General features: G+C 70.1%; 20 protein-coding genes. 15 read left to right on the plus strand and 5 right to left on the minus strand.

Annotated elements, in window-relative coordinates:
* The first annotated feature begins 61 nt into the window (after positions 1–61).
* Complete coding sequence (locus C6N31_RS19970) at positions 62–751, plus strand: response regulator (RefSeq protein WP_138354110.1); 690 nt, start codon at positions 62–64, stop codon at positions 749–751.
* A gap of 60 nt (positions 752–811) precedes the next feature.
* Positions 812–1792: a quinone oxidoreductase family protein gene (locus C6N31_RS19975; protein ID WP_138354111.1), complete on the plus strand. Its 981-nt coding sequence runs from the start codon at positions 812–814 to the stop codon at positions 1790–1792.
* A gap of 36 nt (positions 1793–1828) precedes the next feature.
* Here the strand turns inward: C6N31_RS19975 and C6N31_RS19980 are convergent, their stop codons facing one another.
* Positions 1829–2965: a threonine aldolase family protein gene (locus tag C6N31_RS19980; protein ID WP_198357932.1), complete on the minus strand. Its 1137-nt coding sequence runs from the start codon at positions 2963–2965 to the stop codon at positions 1829–1831.
* A gap of 186 nt (positions 2966–3151) precedes the next feature.
* Here C6N31_RS19980 and C6N31_RS19985 point away from each other — a divergent pair, with 186 nt between their 5' ends.
* The 10 genes from C6N31_RS19985 to C6N31_RS20030 all read left to right on the plus strand — a co-directional run bounded on the left by C6N31_RS19985 (position 3152) and on the right by C6N31_RS20030 (position 10938).
* Positions 3152–4051, plus strand: a complete 900-nt coding sequence (locus C6N31_RS19985) for a Rossmann-like and DUF2520 domain-containing protein (protein WP_164296156.1) — start codon at positions 3152–3154, stop codon at positions 4049–4051.
* Positions 4048–4911 carry a pantoate--beta-alanine ligase gene (gene panC, locus C6N31_RS19990; protein WP_198357934.1) on the plus strand — a complete coding sequence of 288 codons (864 nt, stop codon included), beginning with the start codon at positions 4048–4050 and terminating at the stop codon, positions 4909–4911. Before C6N31_RS19985 ends, panC begins: the two co-directional genes overlap by 4 nt.
* Positions 4908–6671 carry an L-aspartate oxidase gene (locus tag C6N31_RS19995; protein WP_138354115.1) on the plus strand — a complete coding sequence of 588 codons (1764 nt, stop codon included), beginning with the start codon at positions 4908–4910 and terminating at the stop codon, positions 6669–6671. Before panC ends, C6N31_RS19995 begins: the two co-directional genes overlap by 4 nt.
* Positions 6668–7705, plus strand: a complete 1038-nt coding sequence (gene nadC / locus C6N31_RS20000) for a carboxylating nicotinate-nucleotide diphosphorylase (RefSeq protein WP_138354116.1) — start codon at positions 6668–6670, stop codon at positions 7703–7705. The genes C6N31_RS19995 and nadC overlap by 4 nt, the downstream gene beginning before the upstream one ends.
* A 7-nt stretch (positions 7706–7712) precedes the next feature.
* Complete coding sequence (locus tag C6N31_RS20005; protein WP_138354117.1) at positions 7713–8510, plus strand: type III pantothenate kinase; 798 nt, start codon at positions 7713–7715, stop codon at positions 8508–8510.
* A 78-nt stretch (positions 8511–8588) separates the two neighbouring features.
* Entirely contained in the window at positions 8589–9320 is a 732-nt protein-coding gene (locus C6N31_RS20010) for a hypothetical protein (protein ID WP_232485412.1), read from the plus strand.
* Between the two features lie 14 nt (positions 9321–9334).
* A complete protein-coding gene (locus C6N31_RS20015; RefSeq protein ID WP_138354118.1) occupies positions 9335–9514 on the plus strand; it encodes a hypothetical protein in 180 nt (59 codons plus the stop codon).
* 39 nt (positions 9515–9553) lie between these two features.
* The gene (locus C6N31_RS20020) at positions 9554–9949 is read left to right on the plus strand and encodes a BlaI/MecI/CopY family transcriptional regulator (RefSeq protein ID WP_138354119.1); all 396 of its coding nucleotides are present in this window, start codon (positions 9554–9556) and stop codon (positions 9947–9949) included.
* Between the two features lie 9 nt (positions 9950–9958).
* Positions 9959–10477, plus strand: a complete 519-nt coding sequence (locus C6N31_RS20025) for an amino-acid N-acetyltransferase (protein WP_138354120.1) — start codon at positions 9959–9961, stop codon at positions 10475–10477.
* 122 nt (positions 10478–10599) lie between these two features.
* On the plus strand, positions 10600–10938 hold the full coding sequence (locus tag C6N31_RS20030; protein ID WP_138354121.1) for a histone-like nucleoid-structuring protein Lsr2: 339 nt from the start codon (positions 10600–10602) through the stop codon (positions 10936–10938).
* On the opposite strand, the gene C6N31_RS20035 is transcribed toward C6N31_RS20030, so the two are convergent.
* Positions 10869–11450 carry an SCO3374 family protein gene (locus C6N31_RS20035; RefSeq protein WP_198357935.1) on the minus strand — a complete coding sequence of 194 codons (582 nt, stop codon included), beginning with the start codon at positions 11448–11450 and terminating at the stop codon, positions 10869–10871. The genes C6N31_RS20030 and C6N31_RS20035 overlap by 70 nt on opposite strands.
* 429 nt (positions 11451–11879) lie before the next feature.
* Here C6N31_RS20035 and C6N31_RS20040 point away from each other — a divergent pair, with 429 nt between their 5' ends.
* Positions 11880–14414, plus strand: coding sequence for an ATP-dependent Clp protease ATP-binding subunit (locus C6N31_RS20040; RefSeq protein ID WP_138354122.1), 2535 nt, complete (start codon positions 11880–11882; stop codon positions 14412–14414).
* An 86-nt stretch (positions 14415–14500) separates the two neighbouring features.
* Here C6N31_RS20040 and C6N31_RS20045 read toward each other — a convergent pair whose 3' ends face one another.
* Both C6N31_RS20045 and C6N31_RS20050 read right to left on the minus strand, forming a co-directional pair.
* Positions 14501–17773, minus strand: coding sequence for an NACHT domain-containing protein (locus tag C6N31_RS20045; protein WP_244809337.1), 3273 nt, complete (start codon positions 17771–17773; stop codon positions 14501–14503).
* Between the two features lie 5 nt (positions 17774–17778).
* Complete coding sequence (locus tag C6N31_RS20050) at positions 17779–18123, minus strand: trypco2 family protein (RefSeq protein WP_138354123.1); 345 nt, start codon at positions 18121–18123, stop codon at positions 17779–17781.
* Positions 18124–18603: 480 nt separating this feature from the next.
* On the opposite strand from C6N31_RS20050, the gene C6N31_RS20055 reads away from it, so the two are divergent.
* The gene (locus tag C6N31_RS20055; protein ID WP_138354124.1) at positions 18604–19308 is read left to right on the plus strand and encodes a M23 family metallopeptidase; all 705 of its coding nucleotides are present in this window, start codon (positions 18604–18606) and stop codon (positions 19306–19308) included.
* Positions 19309–19347: 39 nt separating this feature from the next.
* On the opposite strand, the gene C6N31_RS20060 is transcribed toward C6N31_RS20055, so the two are convergent.
* On the minus strand, positions 19348–19923 hold the full coding sequence (locus tag C6N31_RS20060) for a TetR/AcrR family transcriptional regulator (RefSeq protein WP_138354125.1): 576 nt from the start codon (positions 19921–19923) through the stop codon (positions 19348–19350).
* Positions 19924–20101: 178 nt separating this feature from the next.
* Between C6N31_RS20060 and C6N31_RS20065 the strand changes: the two genes are divergently transcribed.
* Positions 20102–21688: an MDR family MFS transporter gene (locus C6N31_RS20065; protein WP_187144970.1), complete on the plus strand. Its 1587-nt coding sequence runs from the start codon at positions 20102–20104 to the stop codon at positions 21686–21688.
* Positions 21689–21757: the final 69 nt, after the last annotated feature.

The following is a 21757-nucleotide window of genomic DNA, read 5'->3' on the forward strand; positions in this document are numbered from 1 at the left end:
CGCCCGGTCATCCCCGCCGACCCCCAGAAGCCGATTTCCAGCAGAAGAGGACCAGAACACGATGGCGATCCGCGTAATGCTCGTCGACGACCAGGTGCTGTTGCGCACCGGTTTCCGCATGGTGCTGCAGGCCCAGCCCGACATGGAGGTCGTCGCGGAGGCGGGCGACGGCGCGGAGGCGATCGAGGTGCTGCGCTCCACCAAGGTGGACGTGGTGCTGATGGACGTCCGCATGCCGCGCCTCGACGGCGTCGAGGCGACCCGCCAGATCTGCGGCGGCCCGGACCGCAAGCCGGACGACGGCGGCCCGCGGGTGCTCATCCTCACCACCTTCGACCTGGACGAGTACGCCTTCTCGGCGCTCAAGGCGGGCGCCAGCGGCTTCATGCTCAAGGACGTCCCGCCGGACGAGCTGCTGGGCGCGATCCGTTCCGTGCACAGCGGGGACGCGGTCGTCGCCCCGAGCACCACCCGCCGCCTGCTGGACCGCTTCACACCGATGCTGCCCAGCTCCGGCGCCCCGGACAACACGGCGGTGAACCGGCTGACCGAGCGCGAGCGCGAGGTGCTGCTGCTCGTCGCCCAGGGGCTGTCGAACGGTGAGATCGCGCGGAAGCTGGTGCTGTCCGAGGCGACGGTGAAGACCCACGTCGGCCGGATCCTCACCAAGCTCGACCTGCGCGACCGCGTCCAGGCGGTGGTACTGGCCTACGAGACGGGCCTGGTACGCGCCGGCACCGGCGGCCACTAGGCTCCGGCTCCAGGCTTCAGAGTTCGCTTTTCATCGAACAGTTGGCGAGGGGTGGCTGTCATGCGTGCAATCGAATTCGGAGAGTTCGGCGGACCCGAGGTCCTGCGGGTGACCGAGGTTCCGGTGCCGGAGCCAGGACCCGGTGAGGTGACCGTCGACGTGGCCTACGTCGGGGTGAACTTCGCCGACACCAAGGCCCGTGCCGACGGGTACCGGGTGCCGGCGCTGCCGTTCCGTCCCGGTCTCGAGGTGTCCGGCCGGATCCGTGCCGTCGGCGCCGGCGTCGAAGGTCTGGCCGTCGGGCAGCAGGTCGCCGCCCTGACGCCGCACAGCGGCTACGCGGAGGTCGTCACGGCCCCCGCCGTCACCGTCTTCGCGCTGCCCGGTGGCGTGTCCCTGCGGGTCGGTGCCTCCCTGCCGACCGTTCTGCCGACCGTTCAGGGCCTGGTGCACGAGGTCGGCCGGCTGCGCGCCGGAGAGACCGTACTGGTCCAGGGCGCGGCCGGCGGGGTCGGCACGGTCGCCGGGCAGGTGGCCCGGCTCGGTGGGGCGGGTGCCGTCTACGGGGTCGTGTCGCGGCCGGAGAAGGTCGCGGAAGCGCTCAAGTACGGCTACGACGAGGTGTTCGTCGGCGACGACTTCGCCGCGGAGGTCCGGCGGGCCACCGGCGGCCGTGGCGTCGATCTCGCGCTCGACCCGGTCGGCGGCGACACACTCCGCCGCAGCCTGGACTCCCTCGCGCTGTTCGGCCGGCTCGTCTCCTTCGGCAACGCCGGCGGCGGCGCCCCCTGGCAGCTCGGCCAGCCCGAGCTGTACCCGCGCGGCCTGTCGGTGGCCGGTTTCTCGATCCTCACCATCGCCGAGAACGAGCCGGAGCGGCTGCGCGCGATCGCCGACAGGTCGTTCCAGCTCGTCGCCGGCGGCAAGGTCGAGCTGCCGGTCACCGCCGAATTCCCGCTGGAGGAGGCCGCCGAGGCACACCGCCTCATGGACACCCGCACCACCACCGGCAAGCTGCTGCTGCGGGTCGCGGGCGAGTGACGCGGGAGGTGCGGCGCGTTCGCTCCCGGGCCCGGGTCAGTCCTGCTGCAGGCGCTCCACGAACGCCCGCACCGCCTCCGCGACATCGTCGACCGTCCACTCCAGCGCCGACGCGGCAACCGTCACCTCGGTCACCGCCATCCCCGGCACCTCGCTGTCGAACCACTTGCCGAACACGACGGACTTCGTCTCCAGGGCCTGTCGCAGCCCGGCCGCGTCCAGGACCGAGGCCGGGTACGGCAGCCACACCTGGAACTGGTGGGTGAAGGGCACCGGGGGGTTGATCCGGAAGAACGGCACCGCGCCCTCGAGGCCGTCCCGGAGCCCCTCCACGACGTTCTTGGCGTGCGCCACGTACGAGGGCAGGCGCGGCAGTTCGGTGTCCAGCCCTGCCAGCGCGGCGAGCACCGTCGGGAACTGCTGGAAGGGCAGCCCGCCGTACCGGTGGCGCCAGGCCTTCGCCTCCGCGATCAGGTCGGCCGGGCCGGCGAGCACCGCGCCCGCGATGCCGTCGAGCGACTTGTAGAACGACACATAGACGCTGTCCGCGAGGTCCGCGATCTCCGCCAGGGAGTGCCCGAAGTGCGGCGGGCACTCCCACAGCCGGGCGCCGTCGAAGTGCACCACGGCGTCCCGGTCGCGGGCGGCGGCCACCGTCGCGGTCAGCTCCTCCCAGGTGGGCAGCTGGAAGCCGGCGTCGCGCAGCGGCAGCTCCAGCATCAGCGTGCCGAACGGTTCGTCGAGGTTCCGGATCTCCTCCGCGGTCGGCATCCGGGGCGCGGTCGTCGGATGGACGGTGCGCAGCCCGCTCACCACCGAGAGGGCGTCGCGCTCATGCACCTCGGGATGGGCCAGCGGGTGCAGGGCGACCGCCGGGTTGCCCGTCCGGCCCGCCCAGCAGCGCAGGGCCACCTGCTGCGCCATCGTGCCGGTCGGGAAGAACGCCGCGGCCGCCATGCCCAGCAGCTCCGCCACCCGCTGCTCCAGCGTGGCGACGACGCCGTCGCCGTACATGTCCAGCGGAAGGTCCAGGTCGTACGCGGCCGCGCTCTCGGCCACCAGACGCTCCAGCCGTTCGCGCATCAGCGGCCGCTTGCCGCCGGACAGCACCCGGTCGCACGCCCGTACAGCCGCCAGTCGCGCTGCCTTCTCGTCGTCGATCGCATTGCCCATGGCACCGATCCTGCCCCACGGGCCCCCCTTCTGCCGAGGGGGATTTCCCGGCTGCCCGGTGTCCGTCCGGTGGACCCCCGGGGAGGCCGGGAAGCATTCGCGTAGCATTGACGAGAACGTCCGGTACCGCTCAGGACTGGAACGGAAGGCCAGCGCAGCGTGAACGCATCGCATACCCCGGGCCCCATGCCCTCCGAAGCGGAGGCGCGCCCCGCCCGTCTCACCGTCGGCGTCGTCGGCGCGGGCCGGGTCGGACCGGCGCTCGCCGCCGCCCTCAAGCTCGCGGGTCACCGGCCGGTGGCCGCGTCAGGGGTCTCCGACCTCTCACGGCGCCGCGCGGCGACCCTGCTGCCCGACGTGCCGCTGGTCGAGCCCAAAGAGGTGCTCGCCCGCGCGGACCTCGTCCTGCTGACGGTCCCCGACGACGCGCTGCCCGGCCTGGTGGCCGGCCTCGCCGAGACCGGCGCCGTACGCCCCGGCCAGCTGATCGTGCACACCTCGGGCCGGTACGGCACGGGCGTCCTCGAACCGGCGCTGCGGGCCGGCGCCCTACCGCTCGCGCTGCACCCCGCGATGACCTTCACCGGGACCGCGGTGGACGTGCAGCGGCTGGCCGGCTGCTCCTTCGGCGTCACCGCCCCCGAGCAGCTGCGGATGGCCGCCGAGGCCCTCGTCATCGAGATGGGCGGCGAGCCCGAGTGGATCGACGAGGCGGCCCGCCCGCTCTACCACGCGGGTCTCGCGATCGGTGCGAACCACCTGGTCACCCTGGTCGCCCAGTCCATGGAGCTGCTGCGCGCGGCGGGCGTCGAGGAGCCGGGCCGGATGCTCGGCCCGCTGCTCGGCGCCGCACTCGACAACGCCCTGCGCGCCGGCGACGGCGCCCTCACCGGCCCGGTCGCGCGCGGCGACGCGGGCACGGTCACCGCCCACCTGGCGGAGCTGCGCAAGCACTCCCCGCAGGCCGTCGCCTCCTATCTGGCGATGGCGCGGGCCACCGCGGACCGCGCGATCGCCAACGGAATGCTCAAGCCGGAATTCGCCGAGGCACTGCTCGAAGTCCTCGCGGACGGGGGACCCCGATGACCACGCACCTGCTGGAGACGGCCGCGGAACTGCGGGCGGCCGCCCGGGACGGCCGCCCGCGCGCCGTGGTGATGACGATGGGCGCGCTGCACGAGGGGCACGCGACGCTCGTCCGTACCGCGCGGGAGCACGTGGGGGCGGACGGCGAGGTCGTCGTCACCGTCTTCGTCAATCCGCTGCAGTTCGGCCCCGGCGAGGACCTGGACCGCTATCCGCGCACCCTGGACGCCGATGTGAAGATCGCGGCCGAGGCCGGCGCGGACATCGTCTTCGCGCCCGCGGCCGACGAGGTCTACCCGGGCGGCGCACCGCAGGTGCGGATCACGGCCGGTCCGATGGGGGAGCGCTACGAGGGCGCCTCCCGTCCCGGCCACTTCGACGGCATGCTCACCGTCGTCGCGAAGCTGCTCCACCTCACCGCCCCGGCCGTCGCGTTCTTCGGGCAGAAGGACGCCCAGCAGCTCGCGCTCATCCGCCGGATGGCGACGGACCTCAACTTCCCGGCGGAGATCGTCGGCGTCCCCACGGTCCGCGAGAGCGACGGGCTGGCGCTGTCCAGCCGCAACCGCTACCTCTCGGACGCCGACCGCCCGGCGGCCCTCGCCCTGTCGCGCGCGCTGTTCGCCGGCCGGGACGCGGTCCAGGCGGGCCCCGACGCCGTACGAGCGGCGGCGCGCACCGTACTGGAGCAGACGGGGGACGGCGGCCCGGCCGTCGACTACCTGGCCCTCGTCGACCCCTCGGACTTCACCGAGGCGCCGCCCGGCCACACCGGACCGGCGATCCTCGCCGTCGCCGCGAAGGTCGGCACGACCCGTCTGATCGACAACATCCCCCTGGAATTCGGAGCCGCCCGATGAACGGAACCGGCATACGGTTGCACGCCCCCGCCCCCGGCTGGGCGATCGCCGCCGACGTGATCGTCGTCGGGTCCGGCGTCGCCGGCCTGACGACCGCGCTGCGCTGCGCCGCCGCCGGGGCGAAGGTCGTCGTCGTGACGAAGGCGCAGATGGACAACGGCTCCACGCGCTGGGCCCAGGGCGGCATCGCGGCCGCGCTCGGTGAGGGCGACACCCCGGAACAGCACCTGGACGACACCCTGGTCGCGGGCGCCGGGCTGTGCGACGAGCCCGCCGTGCGGGCGCTGGTCACCGAGGGCCCGGACGCGGTGCGCCGGCTCATCTCCACCGGCGCGCAGTTCGACACGTCCGACGAGACCGGCGAGATCCTGCTGACCCGCGAGGGCGGCCACCACCGCCGCCGGATCGCGCACGCGGGCGGCGACGCGACGGGCGCGGAGATCTCCCGCGCCCTCGTGGAGGCGGTCCGCGACGCCGGGATCGAGACCGTGGAGAACGCGCTCGTCCTGGACCTGCTCACCGACGAGGCGGGCCGCACCGCCGGTGTCACGCTGCACGTCATGGGCGAGGGCCAGCGCGACGGCGTCGGCGCGGTGCACGCCAAGGCCGTGGTGCTCGCGACCGGCGGCATGGGCCAGGTGTTCTCCGCGACGACCAACCCGGCCGTCTCGACCGGCGACGGCGTGGCGCTCGCGCTGCGGGCCGGCGCCGAGGTCAGCGACCTGGAGTTCGTGCAGTTCCACCCGACCGTGCTGTGGCTGGGCCCGGACGCCGAGGGCCAGCAGCCGCTGGTGTCCGAGGCGGTCCGTGGTGAGGGCGCGTACCTGGTCGACGCCGAGGGCATCCGGTTCATGACCGGCCAGCACGAGCTGGCCGAGCTGGCGCCGCGCGACATCGTCGCCAAGGGCATCACGCGGCGGATGCAGGAGACCGGCGCCGAGCACATGTTCCTGGACGCCCGGCACTTCGGCGCGAAGATGTGGGCCGAGCGCTTCCCGACCATCCTCGCCGCCTGCCGTTCGCACGGCATCGACCCCGTCACCGAGCCGATCCCGGTCGCTCCTGCGGCTCACTACGCGAGCGGCGGCGTCCGGACGGACCTGCTGGGCCGGACGACCGTGCCGGGCCTGTACGCGTGCGGTGAGGTCGCCTGCACGGGTGTGCACGGCGCCAACCGGCTCGCCTCCAACTCGCTGCTGGAGGGCCTGGTCTTCTCCGAGCGCATCGCGGCCGACATCATCGCCGACCCGACCGTGCCGGGCGCCCCCGTAGTCCCCGCACCGGCCCGCACCCCGCTGCTCGCCTCCGAGGCCCGCTACGAGATCCAGCGGATCATGACGGCGGGCGCGGGCGTGCTGCGCAGCGCCGCCAGTCTGGCGGGCGCGGCCACCGCGCTGGAGCGGCTCCACACCGCCTCGGTCGAGGATCTGGAGCGCGACGGCAAGACCGCGGAGCCGTGCGTCGAGACGTGGGAGGCGTCCAACCTGAGCCTGGTGGCCCGGGTCCTGGTCGCGGCCGCCCGCCGCCGGGAGGAGACTCGTGGCTGCCACTGGCGCGAGGACCGGCCGGACCGGGACGATGCCCAGTGGCGCCGGCACCTCGTCGTCCGCCTGACGCCGAACGGGACGCTGGCCGTCCACACCACCGACACGGCGGACTTCCCGCCGGTGCGCAATGCAGAGGCACCGCTCGACAGCCTGCCGGTGACCGCAGAAACCCCGCGGGGGACGACCCGCGCAGCCCTCAAGGAGCCCTCGTGAGTACCCCGGACCGTCCTCAGCCCGTCCTTCTTCCGCTGCCGCAGTTCGGCCTGCCCGTCGGCCTGCCCGACGAGGGCTCGGGCGGCTGCGGTGACGCGTGCGGCTGCGGCGGCGAGGAGGAGCTGTACGAGCACGACCCGCTGCAGTGCGGTCTGGACGCCGATCTGGCGCAGCTGCTGGTCGACGCGGGCCTGGACCCCGTCCAGGTCGAGGACATCGCGCACATCGCGATCGAGGAGGACCTCGACCAGGGCGTCGACGTCACCACCGTCGCGACCGTCCCCGAGGACGCCTTCGCCACCGGTGACTTCACCGCCCGCGAGGCCGGCACCGTCGCGGGACTGCGGATCGCCGAGGCGGTCCTGTCGGTCGTCTGCACCGACGAGTTCGAGGTCGAGCGGCACGTCGAGGACGGCGACCGCGTCGAGCCCGGCCAGGTGGTGCTGACGGTCCGCACCCGCACCCGTGACCTGCTGACGGGCGAGCGCAGCGCGCTCAACCTGCTGTGCCGGCTGTCCGGTATCGCGACCGCGACCCGCGCCTGGTCGGACGTGCTGGAGGGCACCAAGGCGGAGGTCCGCGACACCCGCAAGACGACGCCGGGGCTGCGCGCCCTGGAGAAGTACGCGGTGCGCTGCGGCGGCGGCGTCAACCACCGGATGTCGCTGTCGGACGCGGCGCTGGTCAAGGACAACCACGTGATCGCGGCCGGCGGCGTCGCGCAGGCGTTCAAGCTGGTCCGCGACGAGTTCCCCGACCTGGCCATCGAGGTCGAGGTCGACACCATGGACCAGGTGCGCGAGGTCCTCGCGGCGGGCGCCGACCTGATCCTGCTCGACAACTTCACCCCCGAGCAGACCGCCGAGGCCGTCACGCACGTCGCCGGCCGCGCCGTCCTGGAGTCCTCGGGCCGGCTCTCCCTCGACACCGCCCGCGCCTACGCGGAGACCGGCGTCGACTACCTGGCGGTGGGCGCGCTGACGCACTCCTCGCCGATCCTGGACATCGGCCTCGACCTTCGCCCGGGAGTCTGAGACCCGCATGCTCCTCACCATCGACGTCGGCAACACGCACACCGTCCTGGGCCTCTTCGACGCGGAGGAGATCGTCGAGCACTGGCGGATCTCCACCGACTCGCGCCGTACCGCCGACGAGTGGGCGGTCCTGCTGCAGGGCCTGATGGGCATGCACCCGCTGCTGGGCATGGAGCTGGGTGACGGCATCGACGGCATCGCGATCTGCTCGACGGTGCCGGCGGTCCTGCACGAGCTGCGGGAGGTCACCCGGCGTTACTACGGGGACGTCCCGTCGGTCCTCGTCGAGCCGGGCATCAAGACGGGTGTGCCGATCCTGGTGGACCACCCGAAGGAGGTCGGCTCCGACCGGATCGTCAACTCCCTCGCGGCCATGCACCTGTACAACGGCCCGTGCATCGTCGTGGACTTCGGTACGGCGACGACCTTCGACGCGGTCTCCGTGCGCGGTGAGTACATGGGCGGCGCCATCGCCCCGGGCATCGAGATCTCGGTGGACGCCCTCGGGGTGCGCGGCGCGCAGCTGCGCAAGATCGAGCTGGCGCGCCCGCGCAGCGTCATCGGCAAGAACACCATCGAGGCGATGCAGTCCGGCATCCTGTACGGCTTCGCCGGCCAGGTCGACGGTGTCGCGGAGCGGATGGCCCGGGAACTCGCCGACGACCCGGACGACGTCACGGTGATCGCCACCGGCGGTCTCGCGCCGCTCGTCCTCGGCGAGGCGTCGATCATCGATGTGCACGAGCCGTGGCTGACGCTGATCGGGCTGCGCCTGGTCTACGAGCGGAACGTCTCGACGAGTTAGTCCCCCGGTTGGTCGGTGTCCCCAGATCCAGCCATGTCGTTACGGGAATTTTGTCCGTTTAGCACTTAAAGTCGTCTCATGCCCACGCCACACGGGTCCCGGGGCGGCATGGCGTTCAGCGCGGACGAACTGCGTGTGTTCCGGCGCGCCCTCGCAGCGGCCCTCCGACCCGCCACCACGACATCCGTCCCCGACGACCTCCAGGAGTACCTCCGGCTCGCCGAGGCCCTGGACGAAGCGGTCAGCGAGGGCGGGCGGCTCCGGACGTTCCTCCTCGCCGAGCTGGCCCGCTACCGCGAGGCCCTCCCGGGCAGCGCCGCCGGTTATCTCGCACGGCTGCGGGACGCCCTTGACACCGGCTACCTGCCGGGCCCCGACGACCTCGCGGCGCTGCGGCGGCTGCGCAGTCACCCCTGTGGCACGGTCGAGCACCGCCGCCGCACCGTGTTGCTGCGGCGCTGCGAGGACCTGGCCGAAAACGATCTACGAGCCCGCCTGGAGGCCCATATGCCCACGTCGCGCCGACGCTCCACGATCGCCGACCGCGGACGGCTGCTCTCGCTGCCCGGCGGCCGCACGGAATCGCCCGTGCCGGCTCTCCTGTTCGGCTCCGCGGCCGACCGGCCGGACACGTCGGGCAAGCCCGGGGAGAAGCCCGCACGGCCCTCCCAGGTGCCCGCTCCGGCCCCGGCGCCGTCCAGGGGCCCCGCGGCCCCCGACCCGGGCCGCCGGGTCCCCACGCCGGCCGAGGTGTTCCCGCCGGGACACCACCGCGCCACGCCCCCGGACGAGGAAGCCCGCTCGGCCTGACTACGCTGGACGGCATGGACTACGTATCCGCGCTCGTGCCGCCGTTCGTGATGGCGGTCTTCTTCATCGGCCTCGTCGTGACGATCATCAAGAACCAGGGCGGGGCCAACAAGGCCAAGGAGGACGCGGCGGTCGACGCCGCGTTCGCCAAGGCCGAGGCGGTCCAGCAGGCCGGAACCGACGAGGTTCGCTAAATAAGCGGCATTTCCGGCAATCGTCACTAGTATTCGAGAGTGCCCCGTCCATTGGGAGACCTCGAAGACGCAGTGATGACCAGGGTGTGGCAGTGGAATCGCCCGGTCACCGTTCGCGAAGTGCTCGAAGACCTGCAGCAGGACCGTTCCATCGCGTACACGACGGTCATGACCGTAATGGACAACCTGCACCAGAAGGGCTGGCTGCGCCGCGAGGCGGAAGGCCGCGCCTATCTCTATGAGGCGGTATCCACAAGAGCTGCTTACTCGGCCGCACTGATGAACGAGGCATGGGCGGCGAGCGACAACCCGGCCGCGGCCCTCGTGCACTTCTTCGGCATGATGTCGCCGGAACAGCGGGAAGCTCTCAGGGACGCAATGCGCGTAGTCCAGTCCGTGGACCCCTCTGCCCCTCCCGAGCCCGACGAACGATAGCGTCCGGCCATGCCCCTCGTATCAAATGACGTCACCATCCGCCGGGCCAGGACCAGTGATGTGCCGGCTGTCCGCAGCCTGCTGGACTCATATGTCCGTGACCGCATCCTGCTGGACAAGCCCACGGTGACTCTTTATGAGGACATCCAGGAGTTCTGGGTCGCCGAACGCGACGAGGACGCCGCCGTCGTGGCCTGCGGCGCACTTCATGTGATGTGGGAGGACCTGGCAGAGGTCCGCACGCTGGCGGTTCATCCGGGACAGCGTGGGAAGGGCGTCGGACATCAAGTCCTGGCCAAGCTCTTGCAGACCGCGCGCTGGCTCGGAGTCCGCAGGATTTTCTGTCTCACCTTCGAAGTCGACTTCTTCGCGAAGCACGGCTTCGTCGAGATCGGCGAGACGCCGGTGGACGGTGATGTCTTCGGCGAGCTGCTGCGTTCCAATGACGAGGGAGTGGCCGAGTTCCTCGACCTCGAGCGAGTGAAACCGAACACCTTGGGCAACAGCCGCATGCTGCTGCAACTCTGAGGGTCCCGGTATGTCCGGTACGCGCACGGGCATCTTGCTCAGCTTCGCGCAAGGGGTTTGTGTTTTTCCGTAAAAGGCGCTTTGCTTTTACCGTTAATCCGTTTTCGATGAAAGGGAAGCCGGTGGCACAGAAGGTTCAGGTCCTTCTTGTTGACGACCTCGACGGCGGCGAGGCGGATGAGACCGTCACGTTCGCACTCGATGGAGTGACGTACGAGATCGACCTCACCACTGCCAATGCGGACAAGCTGCGCGGGCTGCTCACCCCGTACCTGGACAGCGGTCGCAGGACCGGTGGACGGGTCGGCCGTGGCCGCGGTCCCAAGGTTGTGCGCGGCGGTTCGGCGAGCCAGGACACCGCGAAGATTCGTGCGTGGGCCAAGGACAAGGGCTATGAGGTCAATGACCGCGGCCGTGTTCCCGCGTCCATTCGCGAGGCGTACGAGAAGGAACACGGCTGATTCTCCAGCAGCCGGACCCGGTGGCAGGCCGTCGCGAGAGCGGAGACCAGTGCCACCAGGCCGATGGGTCCCCCCACACCATCGGTACCGGAGCGGCCCGTGAAGCACATCGCGGGCAACGTAGGTTCCACCTCGCAGCCCGGTTGGGGAGGCCGCAGCCAGACCGGCGCCGTCCGGTCGTAGGCGGCCTCCCGGCGTCCCCATTCGGGATGAGCCGGCGCCCGCATCAGATCGCCCGCACCCAGGGCGGTCAGATCGAGCGGGATTCCGCCCCATTCCAGCCATTCCAGCAGCCCGGTCAGTTCCTCCGCCGTACCCGCCGCCACCAGCAGCAGGACCCGCCGTCCGTCCAGCGCGACGGGCCCCAGTTCACCGGGCCGCGGGAAGCGTGTCAGTGCGGCGAAGCCCACCTTGGCGGGAACCTCCAGCGCGTCGAAGCGCGCACCGGTGACCAGGTGCGGAGGCGTCGTACCGGCGATCGGCCAACCCAGCTCGTGCTCGTACCAGCCCATGCAGTATGCAACTCCCGCGGAGCACAAGGGTTACGAGCGGTGGCGCTCCGGATACGCTCCGTGCCCGCCGAAGGTGCCAGGTGTGCGGCCGATGAGCGCAAGGTTGTTCGCCCGTAGCGCACCCGTTGGCCCCGCGCGGCATGGAATGTCGGTGCCGGCGGGTAAGAAAGTCCTAGTGGGACGGGACGACGGCCGCCGCGGATGGGCGCGCGTTCGCCATCGGCGTACTCGATAAAGGTCTATTCACCTGGCCTGCGGGAACATCGTCTCGCACCATCAGGTTGGAGCTGTTGTCGGCTGCGTGGGACTAAAGGGCCCAGGTGGGTGTCTACGGTTGAAGTGAGCTGCCCCGCTGTCGGGACTAGCATGCGGAAGGACAGGGAGGGGACCGCCCCCTAACTGCCCGACCGCTCTGAGGAGCGATTAACGATGTTCGAGAGGTTCACCGACCGCGCGCGGCGGGTTGTCGTCCTGGCTCAGGAAGAAGCCCGGATGCTCAACCACAACTACATCGGCACCGAGCACATCCTCCTGGGCCTGATCCACGAGGGTGAGGGTGTCGCCGCTAAGGCCCTGGAGAGCCTCGGGATTTCGCTCGAGGCGGTCCGCCAGCAGGTGGAGGAGATCATCGGTCAGGGCCAGCAGGCCCCGTCCGGGCACATCCCCTTCACCCCCCGTGCCAAGAAGGTCCTGGAGCTGTCGCTCCGCGAGGCCCTTCAGCTCGGACACAACTACATCGGGACCGAGCACATCCTGCTCGGCCTCATCCGCGAGGGCGAGGGCGTCGCCGCCCAGGTCCTCGTGAAGCTCGGCGCCGACCTGAACCGGGTCCGGCAGCAGGTCATCCAGCTGCTGTCCGGCTACTCCGGCGGCGGCAAGGAGTCGGCGGGCGCCGGCGGCCCGGCCGAGGGCACGCCCTCGACCTCGCTGGTCCTGGACCAGTTCGGCCGCAACCTGACGCAGGCCGCTCGGGAAACCAAGCTCGACCCGGTCATCGGGCGCGAGAAGGAGATCGAGCGGGTCATGCAGGTGCTGTCCCGCCGCACCAAGAACAACCCCGTCCTCATCGGCGAGCCCGGCGTCGGCAAGACCGCCGTCGTCGAGGGCCTCGCCCAGGCGATCGTCAAGGGTGAAGTTCCCGAGACGCTCAAGGACAAGCAGCTCTACACCCTGGACCTCGGCGCCCTCGTCGCCGGTTCCCGGTACCGCGGTGACTTCGAGGAGCGCCTGAAGAAGGTCCTCAAGGAGATCCGCACCCGCGGCGACATCATCCTGTTCATCGACGAGCTCCACACCCTGGTGGGTGCGGGTGCCGCCGAGGGCGCGATCGACGCCGCGAGCATCCTCAAGCCCATGCTGGCGCGAGGTGAGCTGCAGACCATCGGTGCCACGACGCTCGACGAGTACCGCAAGCACCTGGAGAAGGACGCGGCCCTTGAGCGCCGCTTCCAGCCCATCCAGGTCGCCGAGCCGTCGCTGCCCCACACCATCGAGATCCTCAAGGGTCTGCGCGACCGGTACGAGGCACACCACCGTGTGTCGATCACCGACGCCGCCCTGGTCGCCGCCGCCACCCTGGCCGACCGCTACATCTCGGACCGCTTCCTCCCGGACAAGGCGATCGACCTGATCGACGAAGCCGGCTCCCGGATGCGCATTCGCCGGATGACCGCACCGCCGGACCTCCGCGAATTCGACGAGAAGATCGCCGATGTGCGCCGTGAGAAGGAGTCCGCGATCGATTCGCAGGACTTCGAGAAGGCCGCCTCGCTCCGCGACAAGGAGAAGCAGCTCCTCGCCGCCAAGGGCAAGCGCGAGAAGGAGTGGAAGGCCGGCGACATGGACGTCGTCGCCGAGGTGGACGAGGAGCTGATCGCGGAGGTCCTGGCCACGGCCACCGGCATCCCGGTCTTCAAGCTCACCGAGGAGGAGTCCTCGCGCCTGCTGCGCATGGAGGACGAGCTCCACAAGCGCGTCATCGGCCAGAAGGACGCCATCAAGGCGCTCTCCCAGGCGATCCGGCGTACCCGTGCCGGCCTCAAGGACCCGAAGCGTCCCGGTGGCTCGTTCATCTTCGCCGGTCCGTCCGGTGTCGGTAAGACCGAGCTGTCCAAGACGCTCGCCGAGTTCCTCTTCGGCGACGAGGACGCGCTCATCCAGCTCGACATGTCGGAGTTCAGCGAGAAGCACACCGTCTCGCGGCTCTTCGGCTCGCCTCCCGGCTACGTCGGCTACGAAGAGGGCGGCCAGCTCACCGAGAAGGTGCGCCGCAAGCCGTTCTCCGTCGTGCTCTTCGACGAGGTCGAGAAGGCCCACCCCGACATCTTCAACTCCCTGTTGCAGATCCTGGAGGACGGTCGGCTGACCGACTCCCAGGGCCGGGTCGTGGACTTCAAGAACACGGTCATCATCATGACGACCAACCTCGGCACCCGGGACATCTCCAAGGGCTTCAACCTCGGCTTCGCGGCCACGGGTGACGCCAAGACCGGGTACGAGCGGATGAAGGCGAAGGTCGGCGAGGAGCTCAAGCAGCACTTCCGTCCCGAGTTCCTCAACCGTGTCGACGACATCGTGGTCTTCCACCAGCTGACGGAGGAAGACATCATGCAGATCGTCGACCTCATGGTCGCCAAGGTGGACGAGCGCCTCAAGGACCGCGACATGGGCCTGGAGCTCAGCGTCGAGGCCAAGAAGCTGCTCGGCAAGAAGGGCTACGACCCCGTCCTGGGCGCCCGGCCGCTGCGCCGGACGATCCAGCGGGAGATCGAGGACATCCTCTCCGAGAAGATCCTCTTCGGTGAGCTGCGCCCCGGTCACATCGTGGTCGTCGACACCGAGGGCGAGGGTGAGGAGAAGAAGTTCACCTTCCGCGGCGAGGAGAAGGTCACGGTCGCGGACACTCCGCCGATCGAGGCCGCGGGTTCCGGCGGAGCCGCGCCGAACCTGTCCAAGGACGCGTAACGCCTGCTGCTCGGCATTGCACGGCGCCGGCCCCGAAACCTTCTGGTTTCGGGGCCGGCGCCGTTTGCGCGGTCGGCGGGTGCGGATCAGTCACGACGGTGCGGGGTGATGTGCAGCCGGTCCTGCGGGAACAATTCGGCGCCGATGACCCGGGCCGCGTTCTCCACGGTGAGACGGATTCCTTCGACGCCCCGGAGTGCGGTGAGGTCGAGCGTGGTGGTGGCCGGGGCGGTGGCGTAAAGGAACCGCAGATCCACCAGGCCGGGCAGAAGCCGCACCAGAGAGGCCAGATCGACGACGGGTGACGGATCGACGAGCTGGAGCGTCGCGACAGCCGGCATGGTTACCAGAGCCTCGGTGATGTGGTGCCGGACATCCCGGAGCACCAGTTTCCTGAGATCGGGCAGGCCGGCGAGAGCCGATAGACAGGACACCTCGTCGGGACAGTCGATCGACACCCACCCCAAACTGCGCCATTTCTCGATTCCGCGCAGGCTTCGGACGTCTGCGTTCCGAATCAGCCAAAGACGAGTCAGCTGTTCCAGTGCCGGCGCGTCGCGGAAATCGGCCCACTCAACGTGTGTGGCGAGGCCCAGAGAACGCAAGGACTCCAGACTCTCCAGTACCCGGAGATCCAGAGGCCGCGTGAAGTTCCAGAGGTCGAGGTACTCGAGGGAAGTGTTGTCCCTCAGATCCTCGAGGTCGGTGATGCCCGGACAGTTGGCGATACCCAACAGCTCCAGTTCAGGAGCGGCCGAAACCCGGCCGAGGTTGTCCAGAAGCGGATTGTCCTTGATGTTGAGACGTTGTAGGTGGACCGTTCTGGACGGCGGCAATAGCTCTTCAGGAGGCAGCGCTCCCACACACCAGAGGAGCCTGGCGTGGGCCAGCGAAGGCAGGGCCCGGAGTTTGGCCGCGCTGTCGATGGTTACCCATGAGTTGAGAAGCGAGTACTTGAGTACCTGCTCCGCATAGGCGTCGACGGGGAAGTGGTCCCACGCCTCGACAATGCTGAATTGCACCTGCGACCGCTCGTCCTGGGTGAACCTGCTGATGAAGGCCATGGCCGCATCCGTGCCGAGTTTCCCGGCGGTGCGGACCACCGCCGCCGCCTCCTGCACCGAGAGGCCGGCGGGTCCTGGCAGCAGTTCCAGGACGACGGGGCCGACCGCGGCCAGCGCGTCGGCGCCCTCGTCCGAGCGCGGCGGGATGAGGGCCGCCGCCCGCTCCTCCACGGCGGTCCGGACGACCGCGTCCAGTTCCACCGCCTGCTCCAGGCAGGCCATCGCCAGCAGATGGAGCCGTGAGCGGTGGCTTTTGGTGCGGTCGCCCCGGGCGACGAGCTGGTTGAGGAGCCGGGCGCGCTCGTCCGGGCGGGCGTGGGCCACCGCCATCCGCAGGACGTCCTCCCACTGGTCGTCGTGGGCGTTGCGGACGAGGAACGCGAAGTCGCGCTCCTCCACGGCCGCCTTCGCGCCCAGATAGTCCTGGAAGGTGCGGTGGATGAAGTCGACGGTGCCTTCCGCGGGCTCGCGCAGCAGTCCGCTGCGGAGCAGCAGGTGCTGGAAGACCTGCGACGCGTCCCCCATCGCGGCCACCGCGGGCATCGCGGGGAGCGCTGCCGCGATGAGCTCCTCCGCGTCGGTCTGGTCCATCTCGACCTGGCCGTTGCGGATCATCCAGTAGGCCAGCTTCTGGAGGAGCTGGATCTGGGGTTCCTCGGTGAGCCGTACGTCGATGTCGCGTTCCAGGTCGCGGCGGCCCAGCAGCATGGACATCGCGGCGTCGTACAGCTGCTTGCGGCTGTGCGGCAGATAGCCGCGGCGGTCGCGGTGCAGGGCGCAGATCAGTCCGCACATCAGGGGGTTGGTGGCGAGGCGGGCGAGGTCCTGCTGGGTGCGGACGGCGTCGAGCAGGGAGCGCTGGTAGCCGTCGGTCCTGGCGGTCTCCTCGGCGTCGGCGTCCGTCGCGCGGGCGGCGTCGTGCCAGCGGGTGATGAACGCGCCGACGTCGTCACGGCCCATGGGGGAGAGCGCCAGCTCGGCGAAGGCCTCGCCCGCGAGCCACGCGTCCGAGACCGCGGAAGGGCGCGAGGTGACGAGCCACAGGTTGCCGGGGAAGGCGATCAGCAGATCACGCAGCCAGTCGCGGACGCGGTCGCGTTCCCGCTCACCGATCTCGTCCAGCCCGTCGACGAGCAGCAGACCCCGGCCCGCCTGGAGGATCCGCTCGGTCCAGCCGTCCGGCGCGGTCAATGGGACGTTCGCGGAGCGGAGGAAGTCGGCGGGGAGCGGCAGCTCGCCATGGCGGATGAGGGTGCGCAGCGGCAGGACGAACGGGACGCGGTCCCGCAGATGGTGATCCCCGGCGTCCTGGTCCTGCCCGGCGGCGGACACCGCCAGCCACTGCACCAGCGTGGTCTTCCCGGATCCGGCGAGACCGCGCAGCAGGACGCGCTCACGCCCGGCGAAGGTCTGCTCCGCGCGCACCGACCCCCCGCCGCCCGGCAGCGGGCTCCCCGGTGCGCCGCGGTCGGGTTCGGTCACCTCCAGGCTGAGGTAGGCCGCGTCGAGCGGCCAGACGGCCCGGGAGCGGTCGCTGAGGTCGATCCCGAAGATGGTGAGGGTGGAGTGCCGCTTGGCGATGTACGCCGCGTAGCGGGACGTGAACGCCGCGTCCGGGTCGACCGGCCGGGTGATGAACGTGTAGGCGCAGCCGGCGGCATCGAGCGCGCCCATGAAACCCCGGTGTCGCACGAGCTCGGCGACGGGGACGGTGATGAGCCGGCTGTGCGGCCAGCCGCGTGGGTCGCCGCAGACCACGGCCATCAGCAGGGCGCCGCAGAAGACGGCCGCGCCGGACATCCCGGCCCACGCCGACCCGCCGTCCTGTCGTGCGGAGGGCGGGGCGTGGTCGCTGTCCAGGACGTACTGGCGCTTGAGCATCCCGGAGCCGGGTTTGAGGGTGCCGGTCACCTGCTCGCTGTCGAGGGACTTCCCTTCCGGGCCGCCGCGCTGGACGTACGGGAAACCGATCGCCTGGCAGTCACGGATCGGGGAGAGGGAGTCCACCTCGCCCAGCTGGACGAGGCCGGTGGGCGGCACCAGGTCGACGGGGGCCTCGATGAGGGCGACGTCGATCTCGCGCTCGATCTCGTGCGGCTGCCACACGACGCGGCACCGCACGTCGCCCGGGCCGCCGGGTACGGCGATCCGGATGTCCAGGCCGTCACCGATGACGTGGGCGGCGGTCAGCACCAGCCGGGGGCTCAGCAGATAGCCGCTGCCCTGCCGACCGCCCGAGAAGACCGCCGCGATCCGGTTCCGCTGGGGGCCGTCGGCCCCTGGCCCGGCGGCCACGGCGGTCAGCTGCCGGCGTCGGTGAAGTGGCTGCTGTCGCCCTCGTCGTCCATGTGGATGTCGAGATGGCCGCCGGTGGCGGCGTTCTTCGGCTTGAGGGTGAAGGAGACCGTGTGGGTGCGGCCCCGGGAGCGGGTGCCCTCCACCCCGGCGTCCACGACCCAGGCCTTGACGCCGGCCTTGCCGGTCACGTCGCGGCGGATCTCCACGGTGAACTCCATGTGGATGTCGCCGACCTCGAAGCGGACCGCTTTCCCGCTGCCGCGCGCGGCAGCGGTGGCCAGGCCCTCACGGACCGCCTCGACCGCATCCGCCAGCTCGATGTCGTTCAGGTACTCGTCCGCCGCCATCGTGTGCGCCCCCGCCCTGTCGATGGGGCAACGGTAGGGCAGCCGGGGCGGGCGCCGCCATGCTTTCCGGGGAATTGAGTGGCGGGGGTCACAGGACTTTCGGCCCGGGTGAATGACGGAACGTCCCGCGGGAAAGCGATTTGATCTTATTGCGTGGTGACATGGCACACGCGCCATTCCGAGCTTACTAGGCGGAATAGTCGATGCTTCAAGGGCTCGGAAGGCGGTTCCGCACCGGCCGCCGGAACCGCGGGAAAAACACCGTCGGTCCCATGTTCTGGCTGGTCGAGCTAGGTGCGCCGGACTCACTCAGTAGCCGGGGTGAGCTTGGCAAGAGGCGTTTCGTCCTTGCTTTCGCTACGGCCGCAGTTAGTAGCAGCGCGCCTTGTGCGGGCACAGCGAAGCGCGTTACCAATGAATGGCCGGAGCGGCCCACAGTCGCTCCTGCTTCATACCCCCCATTCAGTGAGGTAATCCTGCATGCTTAAGAACTCGACGAAGAACCACGCCCCGAAGTCCGTCATGCGTGGTCGTGCGGCCGTGGTGGCGGGCGGCGTGTGCGTGGCACTCGCGCTGGGCTCTACGGCGGCCATGGCCGCCGACTCGCAGGACGCGGGTCTCTTCGGGACCGCGTCGGCGAACAGCATCGCGGACGTCATGAAGACGCAGGCCGACGTACAGAAGAAGGCCGCCGCGGCGAGCGCGAAGGCCGCTGCCGCGAAGGCCGACGCCAAGAAGCGGGCGGCCGTGAAGTCCGCCGCGGACCGCAGCGCGCGCCAGAACGCCTGGGTGAAGCCCGTGACCAGTTACACGATCGGCGCGTCCTTCGCGCAGGCCGGCTCGCACTGGTCGCACAAGCACTCCGGCCAGGACTTCGTGGTGCCGACCGGCACCCAGGTCAGGGCTGTGCACGGCGGCACCGTCGTCGAGGCCGGCTGGGGCGGCGCCTACGGCAACAACATCGTGATCAAGCACGGGAACGGCACGTACACGCAGTACGGCCACCTGTCGAAGCTCGAGGTCTCGGTCGGCCAGACCGTGAGCACCAGCCAGGAGATCGGCAAGTCCGGCAGCACCGGGAACTCGACCGGCCCGCACCTGCACTTCGAGGCCCGCACCACGCCGGTCTACGGCTCGGGCATGGAGCCGCTGTCGTTCCTGCACCAGCACGGCGTCAACATGTGACGCATGCCGTCAGGTGACCCACAGCGTCATCAGCGGTGATCAGTCCAGGTTCCGGTGAGCCTGGGCGATGAGATCGAGGGCGACCTCGAGGATGGCTTCGCGCTTCTCCTCGGGGTCGCCCTCGATGTTCTGCACGGCGAACATCCCGGCGTGCATCGCGAAGAGCGCGGTGATGCAGCGGACCTGGCTCGCCATCGAGAACTCGGGCTCCTTCAGCAGACCGTTGAGCGCGAGCATCTTGCTCTTGAACTGCTCGCCGATGCTCAGCTCGCGGACCGTGGCCTGGTTCTCCTGGATGAAGCGGAACAGCGCGCTGGCGCCCCACAGGGCGGCGCTGTAGCGGCGCAGCATCTCCTGCTTGTTCTCCAGGGTGCGCGGCTGCGCCTCGGCCCAGGTGATCAGCTCGTCGACCGGCCGGCCGATGTCCTCGACGATGCTGGTGAGGATGTCTTCCTTGGTCTTGAAGTGGTAGTAGAGCGCGGCCTTGGTCACCTCGAGGTGCTCGGCGATCTCGCGCAGCGAGGTCTTCTCGTACCCCTGCTCGGCGAAGAGTTCGAGCGCGACGTCCTGGATGCGGTGGCGGGTGTCACCGCGACGTGCCTGCGAAGTGCCCATGGCTACCGCTCTCCTGCGTCGACCGCCCGAATGGCCGGTATGGCTTTGGTCAAACGTAATCTACTTACTTGACGACCGGCTAGCTGCGGCTTACCTTCGGTATCGTAGCGAACTAGCCGGGCGGCAAGTAAGTACCAAAAGCACAAGCGGGCCGCCCCATCCAGGGGAGGCACCGGTCATGTCCCAGACCGCAGAAACGCCACCCGAAGCGGCTCCTCAGCGCAGTGTGCGTGTGGTTCTGCTCGGGCTCATGATCGCGATGTTGCTCGCGATGCTCGACAACATGATCATCGGTACCGCGATGCCGACGATCGTAGGGGAGCTCGGCGGCCTCAACCACCTCTCCTGGGTGGTCACCGCGTACACGCTCGCGACCGCCGCCTCGACGCCCATCTGGGGAAAGCTCGGCGACATGTACGGTCGCAAGGGCATCTTCATGACGTCGATCGTGCTGTTCCTGGCCGGTTCCGCACTCTCCGGCCTCTCCCAGTCGATGGACCAGCTGATCGCCTTCCGTGCGATCCAGGGCCTCGGCGCCGGCGGTCTGATCGTCGGTGTGATGGCAATCATCGGTGACCTGATACCGCCTCGGGAACGTGGCAAGTACCAGGGCATGATGGCCGGCGTCATGGCGCTCGCGATGATCGGCGGACCGCTCGTCGGCGGCACCATCACCGACAACTGGGGCTGGCGCTGGAGCTTCTACATCAACCTGCCGCTCGGCGCGGTGGCGCTCGCGATGATCTACATCGTGCTGCACCTGCCGAAGAAGCGCGTCCAGGCCCGTATCGACTACCTCGGCGCCGGACTGCTCACCGTCGGCATCACCGCGCTGGTGCTCCTCACGACCTGGGGCGGCACCCAGTACGGCTGGGCCTCGGCGCAGATCATCGGGCTCCTCGTCCTCGGCGTGGTCGCTATCGCGGCCTTCATCTGGGCCGAGACCCGCGCCAAAGAGCCCGTCATGCCGCTGCACATCTTCCGCAACCGCAACTTCTCGCTGATCTCCCTGATCGGCTTCCTGGTCGGTTTCGTGATGTTCGGCGCGATGACGTTCCTGCCGCTCTACCAGCAGACCGTCCAGGGCGCCTCGGCCACCAACTCCGGCCTGCTGCTCCTGCCGATGCTGCTGGCGATGATGGTGGTCTCGCTGATCGCGGGCCGGGTCACCACCCAGAGCGGCCGCTACAAGATCTTCCCGATCATCGGCGGCGCCCTGATCACCGTCGGGCTGTACCTGCTGTCCACCATGGACACCGGGACCACCCGCTTCATGTCCGGCGTCTACATGGCCGTGCTCGGCGCGGGCATGGGCTTCCTGATGCAGATCACCATGCTCGTCGCGCAGAACAGCGTCGAGATGAAGGACATCGGCGTCGGCAGCTCGTCCGCCACGCTCTTCCGCACCATCGGCGGCTCGTTCGGTGTCTCGCTCTTCGGGGCGCTCTTCACCCACCACGTGCAGAACACGATGACGGAGCTCGGCGGCACCGCGGGCAGCAAGGCGATCGGGGCGGGCGCCCAGCTCGACCCCGCGCGCATCGCCCACCTGCCGGCGGAGGTGCGGGACGCCTACCTGCACGCGGTCTCCAACGGCACGCACACCGTCTTCCTGTGGGGCGCGGTGATCAGCATCGTCGGCTTCGTGGCGGCCTGGTTCGTCAAGGAGATCCCGCTGCGCGGTGCTCCGCAGGCCCCCGGCGACGGCGACAAGACCGACAAGGACGAGGCCTCCGAGGCCCTGCACCCGGTCGAGGCGATCTGACCCCCTCGTAGCGCCCGTACGACGACGGCCCCCGGCATCTCCTGCCGGGGGCCGTCGTCGTTGTACGGG

This window comes from Streptomyces fildesensis (genome assembly GCF_016107395.1).
GTDB lineage: Bacteria > Actinomycetota > Actinomycetes > Streptomycetales > Streptomycetaceae > Actinacidiphila > Actinacidiphila fildesensis.